The 15,537-nt window shown below is 61.3% G+C and carries 13 protein-coding genes; 3 read left to right on the top strand and 10 right to left on the bottom strand.

What is annotated here, in order from left to right:
* Window positions 1-11: 11 nt before the first annotated feature.
* A complete protein-coding gene (locus tag QWY74_RS11395) occupies window positions 12-1,391 on the bottom strand; it encodes an alanine/glycine:cation symporter family protein (protein ID WP_264825755.1) in 1,380 nt (459 codons plus the stop codon).
* A gap of 595 nt (window positions 1,392-1,986) precedes the next feature.
* Between QWY74_RS11395 and gcvH the strand changes: the two genes are divergently transcribed.
* From gcvH to ppnN, 3 genes are all read left to right on the top strand, one after another.
* On the top strand, window positions 1,987-2,379 hold the full coding sequence (gene gcvH, locus QWY74_RS11390) for a glycine cleavage system protein GcvH (RefSeq protein WP_264825754.1): 393 nt from the start codon (window positions 1,987-1,989) through the stop codon (window positions 2,377-2,379).
* 98 nt (window positions 2,380-2,477) lie between these two features.
* Window positions 2,478-5,372, top strand: coding sequence for an aminomethyl-transferring glycine dehydrogenase (gcvP, locus tag QWY74_RS11385; protein WP_290314361.1), 2,895 nt, complete (start codon window positions 2,478-2,480; stop codon window positions 5,370-5,372).
* Window positions 5,373-5,653: 281 nt separating this feature from the next.
* Window positions 5,654-7,015: a nucleotide 5'-monophosphate nucleosidase PpnN gene (gene ppnN, locus QWY74_RS11380; RefSeq protein ID WP_290314360.1), complete on the top strand. Its 1,362-nt coding sequence runs from the start codon at window positions 5,654-5,656 to the stop codon at window positions 7,013-7,015.
* A gap of 213 nt (window positions 7,016-7,228) precedes the next feature.
* Here the strand turns inward: ppnN and QWY74_RS11375 are convergent, their stop codons facing one another.
* The 9 genes from QWY74_RS11375 to thrS form a co-directional block, all read right to left on the bottom strand.
* Window positions 7,229-7,594 (bottom strand): hypothetical protein, encoded by a 366-nt coding sequence (locus QWY74_RS11375; protein ID WP_264825752.1) that lies wholly within the window; start codon window positions 7,592-7,594, stop codon window positions 7,229-7,231.
* Window positions 7,595-7,596: 2 nt separating this feature from the next.
* Window positions 7,597-8,061, bottom strand: a complete 465-nt coding sequence (locus tag QWY74_RS11370; protein ID WP_264825751.1) for a flavodoxin — start codon at window positions 8,059-8,061, stop codon at window positions 7,597-7,599.
* Window positions 8,062-8,225: 164 nt separating this feature from the next.
* Window positions 8,226-8,525, bottom strand: a complete 300-nt coding sequence (ihfA, locus tag QWY74_RS11365) for an integration host factor subunit alpha (protein ID WP_264825749.1) — start codon at window positions 8,523-8,525, stop codon at window positions 8,226-8,228.
* 64 nt (window positions 8,526-8,589) lie between these two features.
* Entirely contained in the window at window positions 8,590-10,980 is a 2,391-nt protein-coding gene (gene pheT, locus QWY74_RS11360; protein ID WP_264825748.1) for a phenylalanine--tRNA ligase subunit beta, read from the bottom strand.
* A gap of 194 nt (window positions 10,981-11,174) precedes the next feature.
* Window positions 11,175-12,194: a phenylalanine--tRNA ligase subunit alpha gene (gene pheS, locus QWY74_RS11355; RefSeq protein WP_264825746.1), complete on the bottom strand. Its 1,020-nt coding sequence runs from the start codon at window positions 12,192-12,194 to the stop codon at window positions 11,175-11,177.
* A 176-nt stretch (window positions 12,195-12,370) separates the two neighbouring features.
* Window positions 12,371-12,724, bottom strand: a complete 354-nt coding sequence (gene rplT, locus QWY74_RS11350) for a 50S ribosomal protein L20 (RefSeq protein WP_089791941.1) — start codon at window positions 12,722-12,724, stop codon at window positions 12,371-12,373.
* A 36-nt stretch (window positions 12,725-12,760) separates the two neighbouring features.
* Window positions 12,761-12,955: a 50S ribosomal protein L35 gene (gene rpmI / locus QWY74_RS11345; RefSeq protein ID WP_264825745.1), complete on the bottom strand. Its 195-nt coding sequence runs from the start codon at window positions 12,953-12,955 to the stop codon at window positions 12,761-12,763.
* Window positions 12,956-13,042: 87 nt separating this feature from the next.
* Entirely contained in the window at window positions 13,043-13,582 is a 540-nt protein-coding gene (infC, locus tag QWY74_RS11340; RefSeq protein ID WP_264825910.1) for a translation initiation factor IF-3, read from the bottom strand.
* Window positions 13,583-13,616: 34 nt separating this feature from the next.
* Window positions 13,617-15,515 (bottom strand): threonine--tRNA ligase, encoded by a 1,899-nt coding sequence (gene thrS / locus QWY74_RS11335; protein ID WP_290314359.1) that lies wholly within the window; start codon window positions 15,513-15,515, stop codon window positions 13,617-13,619.
* Window positions 15,516-15,537 lie beyond the last annotated feature (22 nt).

The following is a 15,537-nucleotide window of genomic DNA, read 5'->3' as shown; positions in this document are numbered from 1 at the left end:
TGTCGTCATCATCATGACTTGTCGAGATCCTCGCCCGGCAGGACTTGCTTGCCGTCGAAATAATCCCGCGAGAGCTTGAAGACCACCGGCGACAACAGCGCCAGGGCCACCAGATTGGGAATGGCCATCATGGCATTGAAGACACTCGCCAACAGCCACACAAAGCCCAGCGGCAGCACGGAGCCGGCAAAGATCGCCAGGATGTAGACCACCCGATAGATCTTGATGGAGCCAACGCCGAACAGGAACTCGAAACACTTCTCGCCATAGAAGGCCCAGCCCAGAATAGTGGTGAAGGCAAAGACGGCGAGCGCGAAGGAGACCACATACTGGCCGACACCCGGCAGGGCCTCATTGAACGACATCGCCGTCAGCGCGGCGCCGGTTTCCCCGGACGTCCAGGCGGTGGTCAGGATGGCCAGCGCCGTGATGCTGCACACCACGATGGTATCGATGAAGGTGCCAAGCATGGCGATCAAGCCCTGACGCACCGGATTCTTGGTCTGTGCGGCCGCGTGGGCGATGGGCGCACTGCCAAGCCCCGCCTCGTTGGAGAAGACTCCGCGTGCCACGCCGAACTGAATGGCCTTGGCAACGGCGGCACCGGCGAAACCGCCCGCGGCGGAGATCGGCGTGAAGGCATGGCCGAAGATCAAGCCGAGGGCCGCGCCGATCTGGTCGGCATTGATGATCAACACCAGCAGACCGCAGAGAATATAGGCCACGGCCATGATCGGCACGAGCTTGCCGGCAACCTTGGCAATCCGCTTGATGCCGCCCAGGATGACCGCACCGGCCAGCACCATGATCACCAGACCGGTGACCCAGTGGGGAATGCCCAGGGACTCACCCAGGCCATCGGCCACCGAATTGGACTGAACGGTGTTGCCGATGCCGAAGGCCGCTACCGCGCCAAAGAAGGCAAAGGCCATGCCCAGCCAGGCCCACTTCTTGCCGAGGCCATTGCGAATGTAATACATAGGGCCGCCAACGTGATCCCCCGCTTCGTCGACCTCACGGTAGCGAACCGCAAGCACGGCCTCGGCAAACTTGGTCGCCATGCCGACTAGGGCCGTGATCCACATCCAGAAGACGGCACCCGGACCGCCCAGAAAAATGGCCGTGGCCACACCGGCGATGTTACCCGTACCGATGGTGGCCGACAGCGACGTCATCAGGGCATTGAATGGCGACACTTCGCCACCTTTGCGATCGTCTGCCGGTGTGGTGCGCCCACCCCACAGCAGCTTGAAGCCCATCCCCAGCTTGCGAATTGGCAGCAACTTGAGCCCCAGCTGTAGATAGAGGCCCACCCCGAGCAGCAGAACCAGCATCAGAGGACCCCAGACGATCCCCTCGATGGATGACAGTAGATTGGTCAAGGTTTCCACGTTTTGTCTCCCTCACGATTATTGTTATGCATCCCGGAGGTTGTTCTCCGATGCATGGCCAGAGAATGCGGCCGGAACCGCAATGCGACGAACCCGTTTACCATAGCGAATTCCTCCGCTTTCGCTCCAGCCCCATATACGAAAATCTTGGCATCATGGCGCAAAACAGCAAAAACGCTCATGGCCGAGTGGAAGCTTGCCGCCAGGCTTCCGGATTTCCCCTTGCCGAACAGACACAGCACCAGACCCTCCGGCGCGCCCATCCACTCTGTTTCTTATAAGAAACAAAAGGCACTCTACCCAGCCCGATGTCGAACAACAAGCGCTCGCGGCCAACAGGCTAAAGGCCCTGAACAGGTGCTCTTGCAAGGCCAACGATGATTTGCAGACCACCGCGCCGATGGCGCCAGCGGCGCCGAGCAGGGCATTGCCGCCCGAGCCAGGCATAAGCATGGGCAATTTCTGCGGGGTTTTCTATCATGGGCACAGGCGCAAGCGTTTGCGGGCACTCTCATGCCCCCGGGCCTCGCCAAAACGTCATGATGACGTTAGGATTCACCTCAGCCAGTCAACATTTTTCGTATAGGAAACCAGCATGAGCGCTATCCCTGCCAATCTGTATTATGCCGACAGCCATGAATGGATCCTGGATAACGGTGATGGCACGGTCACCATCGGTATCACGGATCACGCTCAGCAATCCCTGGGTGACGTGGTGTTCGTCGAGCTTCCCGAAGTGGGCACCCACCTGGCCAAGGGCGACGAATTCGGTGTGGTCGAATCCGTGAAAGCCGCTTCCGACCTCTTCGCCCCGGTCTCCGGTGAAGTCGTGGCCGTCAATGAATCGCTCGAGGATGCCCCCGAGTCCATCAATGAGTCGCCCTACGAAGATGCCTGGCTCATGAAGCTGCGCCTTGAAAGCGCCGCGGATCTTGACGACCTCCTCGATGCCGATGCCTATCAGGCGATTGCGGCCGCCGAGGAATAAGTCCTCCTCGCCCGGTGACGATGGCGCCGGGCCTCCTTTCGACTTTCGGCTGCCGCATGTCACGCGACATCGGGGCCAATCGACACCAAAGGTATGTCATGGCTTTCGATAACCGCCGCCTGGCCCAGCTGGCCAACCACGATGCCTTCCTGCAGCGTCACAATGGACCCGACGCCGACGACATCGCCACCATGCTCGAAACCCTGGAACTCGACAGCATGGAGAGGCTCATCGAGCAGACCATTCCCGCGGGGATTCGCCTGGGGCGCGAGCTGGACCTGGACCCGCCACGCAGCGAGGCCGAAGCCCTCGACTACCTTTACCGCCTGGCGCGACAGAATCGCGTGGCCAAGAGCTACATCGGCCAGGGCTACTACGACACCCTCCTGCCCGCCGTGATTCAGCGCAACGTGCTGGAAAATCCCGGCTGGTATACCGCCTATACGCCCTATCAACCGGAAATCTCCCAGGGGCGCCTCGAAGGCTTGCTGAACTTCCAGCAGATGATCATGGACCTGACGGGCATGAGTCTGGCCAATGCCTCCCTGCTGGATGAGGCGACGGCCGCCGCAGAAGCCATGGCGCTGTGTCGCCGGGCCAACAGGAAGGCGAAGTCGAATGCCTTCTTCGTAGCCGATGATGCCTTCCCGCAAACCCTAGATGTGGTCCGCACCCGGGCCCATTATTTCGGCTTCGAGCTCATCGTGGGGCCCGCCGAGTCGATTGCCGATCAGGAGGTTTTCGGTGCACTGCTGCAATATCCCGGTGAAAGCGGTAGGGTCAACGACCTCAGCCAGTTGATCCACCAGGCCGCTCAGGCCGGTATCATGACCTGCGTGGCGGCCGACATCATGTCGCTGGTCCTGCTCAGGGAGCCGGGGACCATGGGGGCCGACATTGTCATCGGGTCGGCACAACGCTTCGGTGTGCCCATGGGCTTCGGCGGACCGCATGCGGCCTTTTTCGCCACCACCGACAAGCTCAAGCGCTCGATCCCCGGCAGAATCATCGGCGTCTCCCGGGATGAGCATGGTCATACCGCTTTTCGCATGGCCATGCAGACCCGTGAACAACATATCCGCCGTGAAAAAGCCACCTCCAACATCTGTACGGCCCAGGCGCTGCTGGCCAATATTGCCGGATTCTATGCGGTCTATCATGGCGCCCAGGGGCTGCGGACCATCGCCGGCCGGATTCACCGCCTCACCACCATTCTGGCCACCGGGCTGCGCCAAGCTGGCGTCAAGCTGGTGCACGACACCTGGTTCGACACCCTGCGGCTGACCGGCGTGGATGCCGGCAAGATCCATGGCCGCGCCATGGCCCAGGACGTCAATCTGCGCTACTTCGCGGATGGCGACGTCGGCCTGAGCCTTGACCAGACCACGACGGCGCATGATGTCGGGCAGCTCTTCGATGTGCTGCTCGGCGAGGAGCATGGACTGGCGGTGCCGGTGCTCGATGAAGCGGTCGTGGCCGAGGGGCTCACCGGGATCCCGCCTGACTGCCAGCGTGAATCCGATTTTCTGACCCACCCGACCTTCCGGCGCTATCACAGCGAAACCGAGATGCTGCGCTACCTCAAGCGACTGGAAAACAAGGACCTCTCCCTGGCGCACGCCATGATCCCGCTGGGCTCGTGCACCATGAAGCTGAACGCCACCGCCGAAATGATGCCCATCTCCTGGCCCGAGCTGGCGCGCATTCATCCCTTTGCGCCCCAGGATCAGGTGGCCGGATACAAGCAGATCATCGGCGAGCTCGGCGCCTTTCTGAAAGAGATCACCGGCTATGATCACATCGCCATGCAGCCCAATTCCGGCGCCCAGGGCGAATACGCCGGCCTGATTGCCATACGCCGCTATCAGCAGGCCCAGGGTCAGGGGCACCGGCACGTCTGCCTGATACCCAGCTCGGCTCACGGCACCAACCCCGCCTCGGCCGCCATGGCTCACATGAAGGTCGTCGTTGTCGAATGCGACGATCAGGGCAACATCGACCTCGAGGACCTGCGCCACAAGGCTCAGGCGCATCATGATGACCTGTCCGCCATCATGCTGACCTATCCCTCCACGCACGGCGTCTTCGAGGAAGGCATTCGTGAAGCCTGCGAGATCGTCCACGAGCATGGAGGCCAGGTCTACATCGATGGCGCCAACATGAACGCCCAGGTGGGGCTGGCACGGCCCGGCGACTTCGGCGGCGACGTCTCTCACCTCAACCTGCACAAGACCTTCTGCATCCCGCATGGTGGCGGTGGGCCCGGCATGGGGCCGATCGGTGTCAAAGCGCACCTGGCCGCCCACGTACCCAACCACAGTGTGCGTCGTCTCGAGGGCGTCGACGCCGAGGCCGGCGCGGTGGCGGCGGCTCCCTTCGGCAGCGCCTCGATCCTGCCCATCTCCTGGGCCTACATCAAGATGATGGGAGCTCGTGGACTGCGTGAGGCCACCGAGCTGGCCATTCTCGGCGCCAACTACATTGCCCGACGCCTCGCCGAACACTATCCGGTGCTGTACAAGGGCAGCCACGGCAATGTGGCCCATGAATGCATCATCGATATCCGGTCGCTCAAGAGCAGCTCGGGCATCAGCGAGGAGGATATCGCCAAGCGCCTCATGGACTATGGATTCCATGCCCCCACCATGTCCTTTCCGGTGCCCGGCACCCTGATGATCGAGCCCACGGAATCGGAATCGCTGTATGAGCTGGATCGCTTCTGCGACGCCATGATCCATATCCGCGAGGAAATCGCCCAGGTCGAACGCGGCGACTGGCCGACGGACAACAACCCCCTGGTCAAGGCCCCGCATACCATGACCGACATCATGCAGGATGAATGGCACCGTCCCTATTCCAGGGAAGTCGGCGCCTTCCCCACTCCGGCCGTGAAGTCAGCCAAGTACTGGCCGACGGTCAATCGAGTGGATAATGTCCAGGGTGACCGCCAGCTGATCTGCTCCTGCCCGAGCATCGAGGCCTATCGCGAATAATCAATCCGCCTGATAGCTCAGGCTCCTGCCAGCACTGTCCCGGGTACGGCTCGCGCTGGCGAACATGCTGGCTGCCCTCCGGGCTGAGCCATCGCCAGCCGACGCGAGCCGTTTTCCAACCGGCAGGATGCCAGCAGGCCCCTGCCGGTAGCGCAGCGCTGCACCTTCGGCGGTCCCGTGATAGCATCAACTGGCGTTCGAAACCCGCTTCTCAGCCCTGGCTGAACAGGCTCTGAACGCCATGCCACGAATCCCTTTTTGCCGCGACACGGAAGCCCAGCATGGCCGACACCATCTCCAGCACCATCTCGCCGGAAGGCAGCCTGGAAATTCTCTCCCAGCAGGAAGTCAACCGCTTGCACGATACATCACGCAAGGGCCTACATGAGCTGCTGCGCAGCTGTGCGCTGGCCGTGCTGAATTCGGGCAACCCCACCGATGACGGCCTGGCCCTGATGGAGACCTATGCGGATTTCGATATCGAGGTCATCCAGCAAGATCGCGGCGTGCGTCTGCAGCTGTCCAACGCGCCCGCCGAGGCCTTCGTTGACGGCCGCATGATTCGCGGGATTCGAGAGCACCTGTCATCGGTGCTGCGCGATATCGTTTATGTCTACAACGAGATTCAGACTCGCCAGCGTTTCGACCTATCCACGGGTGAAGGCACCACCAATGCGGTGTTTCATATCCTGCGCAAGGCCGGCACCCTCAAGCCGAGCCGTGACCCCAGCCTGGTCGTCTGCTGGGGCGGCCACTCGATCACCCGGGAAGAATACGACTACACCAAGCATGTCGGCTATCACCTGGGGCTCCGCGATCTGGATATCTGCACCGGCTGCGGCCCGGGCGCCATGAAGGGGCCGATGAAAGGGGCCAACGTGGCACACGCCAAGCAACGACGTCGTGAGGGTCGCTATCTGGGCGTGTCAGAGCCGGGCATCATAGCCGCCGAAGCACCCAACCCGATCGTCAATGAACTGGTGGTGATGCCGGATATCGAAAAGCGACTAGAGGCCTTCGTGCGCCTCGGTCATGGCATCATTGTCTTTCCCGGAGGCGTGGGCACCGCCGAGGAAATCCTATACCTGCTGGGCATACTCCTCCACCCGGACAACGAGGACATGGCACTCCCAGTGATCCTTACCGGTCCTGCCGACTCTGCGGACTACTTCAAGCGCATCGACGAGTTTCTGGTCTATACCTTGGGCGAGGCGGTACGCAATCTGTACCGGATCATCATCGACGACCCCGTCGAGGTCGCACGTGTCATGCGCGATGGCATCTATGAGGTCAGCGAGTACCGGCGACAGCGTCAGGATGCCTTCTACTTCAACTGGCGACTCAACATCGCGCGAGACTTCCAGGAACCCTTCGAGCCGGATCACGCCAGCATGGCCGCCCTCGCCCTGCACCGTAATCAGCCGGTACACGAGCTCGCCGCCAATCTGCGTCGGGCCTTCTCGGGGATCGTGGCCGGCAATGTCAAGGAACGCGGAATCCGCTGTATCGAATCCCACGGTCCTTTCCGGCTCAGCGCGGAACCCGAACTCATGGCCCGCCTGGATGACCTGTTGACCTCTTTCGTCGCCCAGGGCCGAATGAAGCTAACGGGTGAATACGTGCCCTGTTATACGCTGGGCTGAGGGTCGAAGAAGGAAGAAGGAAGAAGGAAGAAGGAAGAAGGAAGAAGGAAGAAGGAAGAAGGAAGAAGGAAGAAGGAAGAAGGAAGAAGGAAGAAGGAAGAAGGAAGGCAGCATGACCCACGACGGCATAGAGTCAAGGTTTTTTTCTTCGCTCTTCAAGGCGCGCAGCGCCGTTTTTCCCTCTTCCAGCGGCGCCAGCCGCGTTCTTGAAGCTTACGGCGCAGCCGAGGGCTTCCACCAAAGCCCCATAGCGTGCAGCAGCAGCCCCAGGGTGGCGCCGTGAGACACCAGGACCGGCCAGCCGGTCCAGGTGGCGAAAAGCGCCTGCCAGAGACCCATCAGGACAATGCCGGCGGCCAGTAGAGCGGCCAATCGTCGGACCAGAACGCCCAGCAAGTGTCGATGGTCTGCCGATAATTGCCACCACTGATAGATCGCCAGCGTGGCGGCACCAACGCCGCCCAGCAGGAGCATGGCGAGGTGCGTATCATGTCCGCCCAGGTAATACCGCGGAACGCTGACCAGCATGAGCACCAACAGACCGATCAGCAGGCTGCAGCGCGCCGGGGAAACATTCATATTCAGGCAACCTTGAGCTGCTGGGTCTCGATCCACTCATCGACCCAAGGCAGGGCCTCATCGTCGGCCATGAAGGTTTCCATGGCATCGATCTCGAGGCGCTCGCCCAGGCGCTGAGCGCCCTGCTCCTGAAGAAGCTCGTCGAGATGTCGCCCGGCACCGCAATAGGAATCGACGTAGGAGCTGTCGCCAAGGGCGATCAGACCATAGCGCAGTTCACCGAGTCCGGGGCTCTTGGCCTGCAGGTCACGCACAAACGCCACCAGATTACCCGGGAAGTCCCCGCTACCGGTACTCGAGGTGCAGAACAGTGCCAGGTCCGTGGGAGACTCGATGAGATCGCTCAAGCTGGGCTGATCGAAGATCGCCACCTCATACCCAGCCTGCTCGAAGAGCGGCGAGACCTGCTCGGCGACGTCCAGGGCTCCGCCGTACACGGTTCCCACGAATATCTTGAGTTTCGGCATATCGATGTTTTCCGTGGAAAATTCACCATGATGTTAACACCCATGGCCTGGCCTCGCACCTGGCGAAGCGTTTTTTACCCGGGGATGAATGCAAATGCCATGAATGAAAACACCAGCATCGGAAGAACCGATACTGGTGCCAGGAGACGGGGCGGACGGCGATCTCATCCTTCGTCGGCAAGCGACTCGACCCGGATCTTGAGCTTCTGGCCGGGCCGGAAGGTCACGACACGCCGTGCCGAGATCGGAATCTCTTCTCCCGTTTTGGGATTACGCCCCGGGCGCTCGCGCTTATCGCGCAGGTCGAAATTACCGAACCCGGAAAGTTTAACCTGCTCGTTTTCGCGCAGGCAACCGCGTATTTCCTCGAAGAAGGTTTCCACCATTGACTTGGCCTCCCGCTTGGAGAGACCGAGTTCAGCGTGCAAGTGTTCAGCCAGTTCCGCCTTGGTCAACGCCCCCATGCTGCTTTCCTCACGCAGTGTCGATCGATCCGGAACCGAGAGCCTGTAAGGCATCCGATGGCCCTCAGGTGCGCAACTCGGCGCCCAGGGTGTTACGCGATGCCATCACGATGGATTCGACCAACTGATTGATTTCTTCGTCATTAAGCGTGCGCGAAGGATGCTGCCAGGTCAAGCCCAGGGCGATGCTCTTGCGGCCTTCCGGCACACCCTGGCCCTGGTAGACGTCGAACAGGTGGGCATCGACCAGCCATTCACCGGCCTCCTGCTCGAGAATATCCAGCAAGTCCTGGACGGGCTTTTCGGCGTCAACCAGGAACGCGAGGTCGCGCCGCACTTCCGGAAAGCGGGACAACGGCTTGAAGGCCGGAATCCGACCCTGACTCAGCGCCTCCAGCTCGACCTCGAACAAGAGCGCATCGACCTTGAGCCCGAGCTGGGCTCTCACGGCAGGGTGCAGCTTGCCGATCCAACCGACCGGCTGCCCCTGATGCAGGACGCGAGCACTCTGACCGGGATGCAGTGAAGGGTGCTCGGCCGCTACGAAGGACCATGCCCGAGCGCCCTCGCCGAGTTCCATCAGACTCTCCAGGTCTCCCTTGAGATCGAAAAAATCCACTGGCGCGTTGTCACCGTGCCAGCCCTCGGGGTCACGCTTGCCACAGACTAGAGCCCCGAGCATGGGCACCTGCTCCAGATCATCCAGTGGGCCACGGAAGACCAGCCCGGTCTCGAACAACCGTACTCGCGGCTGCTGACGATTAAGATTGTGCTGCAGAGCACGAATCAGACCGGGGAACAGGCTGGCCCGCATCACCGAAAGATCATTGGAAATGGGATTGGCAAGCGCCGGTGACACCGCATCGGGCAGCAGGGTCGTCTGCAACTCGGGCGCCACGAAGCTGTAGGTCACGGCCTCGAAGTAACCGCGCGAGACCATTCGACGACGCAAAGACGCCAGCGGATGGGTCGCCTCGTTATCGGGACGAGGCCCCAGGCGGGCTCGGGGAGGCCGACTGGGCAGCTGATTGTAGCCATGGATGCGAGCGATTTCCTCGATCAGATCCTCTTCGATGGCAATATCGAAACGCCAGCTGGGCACCCTCGCCTGCCAGCCTTGTGCGACGCTGCTCACCGTAATGCCCAGTCGCTGGAGAATCTCGCTGACTTCGTCTTCCGCCAGCACCTTGTCCAGCGCCTGATCCAGACGACCACGGCGCAGCAGCACCTCTGCCTGGTCATGGTCGGCTTCGCCAGCCACGGCTTCGGTCAGCGGTCCGGGCTGCCCCCCGGTGATCTCCACCAGCAGCGCCGTGGCACGCTCCGCGGCCTCGCGCACTCGCTGCGGATCGACACCGCGCTCGAAGCGGTGCGATGCATCGGTGTGCAAGCCATAGTGGCGCGCCTGGCCGGCGATGGCCAAGGGAGAAAAGTGCGCCGCCTCGAGGAAGATGTCACGAGTGCCCTGATGGACACCGGAATGCTCGCCGCCCATGACACCCGCGATCGCCAGCGGGCCCCGGGCATCGGCGATGACCAGGGTGTCCTCGCTCAAGGCAACCTTCTGGCCATCGAGCAGGGTCAGCGGCTCCTGATGCCGGGCATGGCGAACCACGATGGCGTCATGGAGGTTGTCCCGGTCAAAGGCATGCAGGGGCTGACCGAGTTCGAGCATGACATAGTTGGTGACGTCGACCACCGGATCAATGCTGCGCACACCGCCGCGACGCAGACGCTCGACCATCCAGAGCGGTGTCGGAGCCGTGACGTCAACGTTGCGAATCACCCGACCGAGGTAGCGCGGGCACCCCGCTTCAGCCTCGATACGTACCGGGAAGGTCTCGTCGTGTCGAGCCTCGACCGGGTCGAGCGGCGGTGGCGCAACCGGCAGGCGATTGAGGACGCCCACCTCGCGCGCCATGCCCTGAATGCTCAGGCAGTCACCCCGATTGGGGGTCAGGTCGACCTCAATGGTGCTGTCATCAAGCGTCAGGTAATCACGGACGTCGTCGCCGACCGGTGCGTCGTCAGGCAACACCAGAATACCGGCAGAGGTTTCCTGATCCAGTCCCAGCTCGGAGGCCGAGCAGATCATGCCCCGGGACTCGACGCCCCGCAATTTGGCCTTCTTGATCCGAAAGCCTTTCGGGTCCTCGGCGGGCAGCACGGCACCGACCCGGGCAAAGGCTATCTTCTGACCCTGTGCCACATTGGGGGCCCCGCAGACAACCTGAAGCCTTTCGACACCATCGTTGACCTGACAGACGCTCAGCTTGTCGGCATCGGGATGCGGGGCGAGCTCGGTTACCTCGGCCACCACGACTCCCGTGAAGGCAGCCGCCACGGGCTCAATACCGTCGACCTCGAGACCCGCCATGGTGACCTGATCGGCCAACTGCTGGGTCGTCAGTGCCGGTGAGACCCATTCACGCAGCCACTGTTCGGAAAATTTCATGGCAATTCCTATCGCTGTGCTCACCGGGAGTATCGCCATCGGCACACGCTCGCAAGGGCTGCTACAAGGGTGCTGAGCCCGTTACCGCCGAGCGCTGGCGGCCTTGCTGAGGCAGGCGCTGTGCTCTGGGCCCACCCCCTGCCTCGACGCGTCCAGCCTGACCACGAATCTCCCTGGCTATGTATTGGTGACTATCAGGCGAACTGCTGAAGGAAGCGCAGGTCGTTGTCGAAGAACAGTCGCAGATCGTTGACGCCATAGCGCAGCATGGCCAGACGCTCAGCCCCCATGCCAAAGGCAAAACCGGTATAGCGTTCACTGTCGATGCCGGAATGGCGAAAGACCTCTGGGTGGACCATGCCGCAGCCCATGACTTCAAGCCAGCCGCTCTGCGAACAGACCCGGCAGCCGTCGCCGTCGCACATCACGCACGCTATGTCGACTTCGGCCGAAGGCTCGGTGAACGGAAAATAGGAAGGCCGGAAGCGTACCGCCAGGTCATCGCGCTCGAAGAAGGCATGCAGGAAATCCTGGATGGTGCCCTTGAGATCGGAAAAACGCACATCCTCGTCGACCAGTAGGCCTTCCACCTGGTGGAACATGGGGGTATGCGTCAGGTCCGAATCACTGCGGTAGACACGGCCGGGGCAGACAATGCGAATCGGCGGCTCGCCGCTTTTCATGGTGCGCACCTGCACCGGTGAGGTATGAGTGCGCAGCAGGCGGCTGGCGTCGAAATAGAAGGTATCGGCCATACCACGGGCCGGATGATGCGCCGGAATGTTCAGGGCCTCGAAGTTATGGTAATCATCCTCGATCTCCGGCCCCACGGCCACGTCATAACCGACATGGGTGAAAAGCCCCTCGATGCGCTCCAGGGTGCGTGTAACCGGGTGCAGTCCACCGCCTGCCTCGCCACGCCCGGGCAGGGTGACATCTAACGTCTCCTCGCCCAGACGAGCTTCCAGGGCCGCCTTCTCGAGGGCCTGCTTACGCTCATCGAGCTCGGCGGTCAGCGCCTGCTTGGCCTGGTTGATACGCTCCCCTGCCGCCGGACGTTCTTCCGCGGGCAGCTGGCCAAGCCCCTTGAGTAGCGCGGTGATCTCGCCCTTCTTGCCGAGGTAGCGAACGCGCAGATCCTCCAGGGCTGTCATGTTGTCGGCCGCCTGAATGGCCGCACGCGCCTCGGAGACCAGTGTGGGAAGATGGTCCATCCGTTGATGCTCCATATCTCGTTCCCGGCCTGCCGACCTGACCGCCTCATGCGGGGGCGGACATCGCTGCCGGGATGACATGCAAAAAAAACAGGGGAAGAGCGGCTGCTCTTCCCCTGCGACGATCATCGGGGCGGAACGCCTTCATAGCGAACCGACGACCCTCTCGACCCTCTTTACTGGGCAGCCTTGGCCTTCTCGACGATGGCAGCAAAGGCTGCCTTCTCGTTGACGGCCAGGTCAGCCAGAACCTTGCGGTCGATCTCGATCCCGGCCTTTTTCAGACCACCGACAAAACGGCTGTAGGACATGCCGTGCTGACGGGCACCGGCGTTGATGCGCTGGATCCACAGAGCGCGGAACTGACGCTTACGCTGGCGACGGTCGCGGTAGGCATACTGACCGGCCTTGATGACAGCCTGCTTGGCCACGCGAAAAACGCGCGAACGAGCACCGTAGTAGCCCTTGGCCTGCTTGAGGATCTTCTTGTGACGACGGCGTGCGACGACACCACGCTTGACACGAGTCATGGCTTACTCCTGACGTTAAAAATGGGCAACCAAGGGTTACAGGTTCGGCAGCATGCGCTGCACGAGCGGCTTGTCAGCGTCATGGACCTGCTTCATTCCGCGCAGATGACGCTTACGCTTGGTCGACTTCTTGGTCAGGATGTGGCTGCGGAAAGACTGCTTGTGCTTGAAGCCATTGGCCGTCTTCTTGAAGCGCTTGGCTGCGCCGCTGTTGCCTTTGATTTTCGGCATGAGATGAGCTCCGCTCGAGATTGTTGAGAAAACCCGGGGCCGAAGGCAGGCCTGCAAGGCCCGCCAACCGTTTAACTGGCCGCCGAATCACTTCTTCTTGGGGGCAATGATCATGATCATCTGTCGGCCTTCCATCTTGGGGAAGGATTCGACAGTGCCGATCTCCTCGAGATCGGCGGCAATGCGCTCCATCAGTTTACGACCGATGTCCTGGTGGGCCATCTCTCGACCACGGAAACGCAGGGTGACCTTGCCCTTATCGCCACCTTCGAGGAAACGGGTCAGATTCTTCATCTTGACCTGGTAGTCCCCCTCGTCGGTGCCAGGCCGGAATTTGACTTCCTTGACCTGGATCTGCTTCTGCTTTTTCTTTTGAGCCGCCTTCTGCTTCTTCTGCTCGAAGACGAACTTGCCGTAGTCCATGATCTTGCAGACGATCGGATCGGCATTGGAGATCTGTACGAGGTCCAAACCAGCCGCTTCGGCACGCTCGAGGGCGTCTCGCGTCGGCAGGATACCGAGCTGCTCGCCATCGCTGTCGATCAGGCGTACCTGTTCGTCGGTGATTTTCTCGTTCATCGGTGGACGCTTTTCCTGCGGACGTCCTCTGGGGTTGCTTCTCTTGATGGTTCCGCCTCCACTTCTGTCTTGGAAGATGTCGCTAGCGCCGCTCGGCCTGAATGCGGTCTATGAAGGTATCCACCGTCATGGTACCGAGATCCTCGCCACTTCGCGAGCGAACAGCAACCGAGTCGGCTTCGACTTCCTTATCTCCCACCACCAGGAGATAGGGGACCTTCTGCAACGTATGCTCGCGGATTTTAAAGCCGATCTTCTCATTCCTCAAGTCTGCCTTGACGCGAAGCCCCGTTTTCTGCAAACGGCGCTCCAGAGAAGTCGCAAAATCCCGTTGTGAATCGGTGATATTCAGGATCACCGCCTGCTGGGGAGCCAGCCATAGCGGCATGGCCCCGGCATGCTGCTCGATGAGTATGCCCAGAAAGCGTTCAAAGGAGCCGAGAATCGCCCTGTGAAGCATAACCGGCGTCTTGCGCTCGCCATCCTCATCGACAAATTGCGCACCCAGCCGCTCCGGCAGATTGAAATCGAGCTGCAGGGTACCACACTGCCAGACGCGATTGAGACAGTCGCGCAGCGAGAACTCGATCTTGGGTCCGTAGAAGGCGCCCTCGCCCGGCTGCAGCTCCCAGTCCAGTCCGGTCGTGTCGAGCGCAGCCTCAAGTCCCGTCTCGGCACGATCCCAGAGGGCCGGCTCGCCCATGAAGCCTTCGGGGCGAGTGGACAGCTTGAGCTCGACATCCTCGAAGCCCAGCTCCTTGTAAACCTGCAGGGTCAGGGCGATGAAGGCTTCAGCCTCGGCCTGAATCTGCCCCTCGGTGCAGAAGATATGCGCGTCATCCTGGGTAAAACTGCGCACCCGCATCAGGCCGTGCAGCGAACCGGAGGGCTCGTTACGATGACAGCTGCCGAATTCGGCAAGGCGCAGCGGCAGGTCGCGGTAGCTCTTCAGCCCCTGGTTGAACACCTGAACATGGCACGGGCAGTTCATCGGCTTGACGGCATACTCGCGCTTTTCGGATTCCGTGGTGAACATCAGTTCACTGTAGTGGCCCCAGTGCCCGGATGCCTTCCACAGCGAGAGATCGACCACCTGCGGTGTCTTGATCTCCTGATAGCCATGGTCAATCTGCACGCGTCTCATGTACTGTTCGAGGGCCTGATAGATGGTCCAACCATTCGGATGCCAGAACACCATCCCCGGCGCTTCCTCCTGAAGATGGAAAAGATCCATCTTCTTGGCCAGCTTGCGATGATCGCGCTTTTCGGCCTCCTCGAGGCGTTTCAGATAGGCTTTCAGCTGCTTTTTGTCACCCCAGGCCGTGCCGTAGATACGGGTCAACATGGGGCGCTCGGCATCGCTACGCCAGTAGGCACCCGCGAGCTTCAGCAACTTGAAGGCCTTGAGGTGGCGTGTGTTAGGAACATGAGGCCCCCGACACATGTCGATGTACTCCTCATGGTGATACAGCCGAATAGTTTCTCCTTCGGGAATGTCGGCCACAATTTCCTGCTTGTAGGTCTCGCCCCGCTCCCGGAAGGTGGCCATGGCCGCATCCCGATCGACATATTCGCGTACCACATCGTAGCCGGAGTCGATCAGCGCCACCATGCGCTCCTCGATCGCCTCGAGGTCTTCCGGCGTTACCGAGCGACCGAAGTCGATATCGTAGTAGAAGCCATCCTCGATCACCGGGCCGATGGCCATCCGGGCATCCGGATACAACTGTTTTACGGCATGACCCACCAGGTGGGCACAGGTGTGGCGAATGATCTCGAGGCCCTCCTCGTCACGGGCCGTGATGATGGCCGCTCGGGCATCATCGTTGATGACATCCGCCGCATCCACCAGCTGGCCATCGATGCGCCCGGCGATACAGGCCTTGGCCAGGCCGGTGCCGATGCTTTGCGCCAGTTGCATGATGCTGATGGGTTCGTCAAAGGATCTCTGACTGCCGTCCGGCAGGGTCACGGTGGGCATGTTGAAACACTTCCTTGGGCGC

The organism is Halomonas almeriensis (assembly GCF_030409235.1).
GTDB lineage: Bacteria > Pseudomonadota > Gammaproteobacteria > Pseudomonadales > Halomonadaceae > Halomonas > Halomonas almeriensis.
This window is presented reverse-complemented; position numbering and strand designations above follow the sequence as displayed.

Excerpts from the sequence above, each read along its gene's own strand:
- pheS (WP_264825746.1), bottom strand. The coding sequence starts at position 12,194 with ATGGACCATCTTCCCACACTGGTCTCCGAGGCGCGTGCGGCCATTCAG.
- QWY74_RS11370 (WP_264825751.1), bottom strand. The coding sequence starts at position 8,061 with ATGCCGAAACTCAAGATATTCGTGGGAACCGTGTACGGCGGAGCCCTG.
- pheT (WP_264825748.1), bottom strand. The coding sequence starts at position 10,980 with ATGAAATTTTCCGAACAGTGGCTGCGTGAATGGGTCTCACCGGCACTG.
- gcvH (WP_264825754.1), top strand. The coding sequence starts at position 1,987 with ATGAGCGCTATCCCTGCCAATCTGTATTATGCCGACAGCCATGAATGG.
- thrS (WP_290314359.1), bottom strand. The coding sequence starts at position 15,515 with ATGCCCACCGTGACCCTGCCGGACGGCAGTCAGAGATCCTTTGACGAA.
- gcvP (WP_290314361.1), top strand. The coding sequence starts at position 2,478 with ATGGCTTTCGATAACCGCCGCCTGGCCCAGCTGGCCAACCACGATGCC.
- QWY74_RS11375 (WP_264825752.1), bottom strand. The coding sequence starts at position 7,594 with ATGAATGTTTCCCCGGCGCGCTGCAGCCTGCTGATCGGTCTGTTGGTG.
- rplT (WP_089791941.1), bottom strand. The coding sequence starts at position 12,724 with ATGACTCGTGTCAAGCGTGGTGTCGTCGCACGCCGTCGTCACAAGAAG.
- rpmI (WP_264825745.1), bottom strand. The coding sequence starts at position 12,955 with ATGCCGAAAATCAAAGGCAACAGCGGCGCAGCCAAGCGCTTCAAGAAG.
- ihfA (WP_264825749.1), bottom strand. The coding sequence starts at position 8,525 with ATGGGGGCGTTGACCAAGGCGGAACTGGCTGAACACTTGCACGCTGAA.
- ppnN (WP_290314360.1), top strand. The coding sequence starts at position 5,654 with ATGGCCGACACCATCTCCAGCACCATCTCGCCGGAAGGCAGCCTGGAA.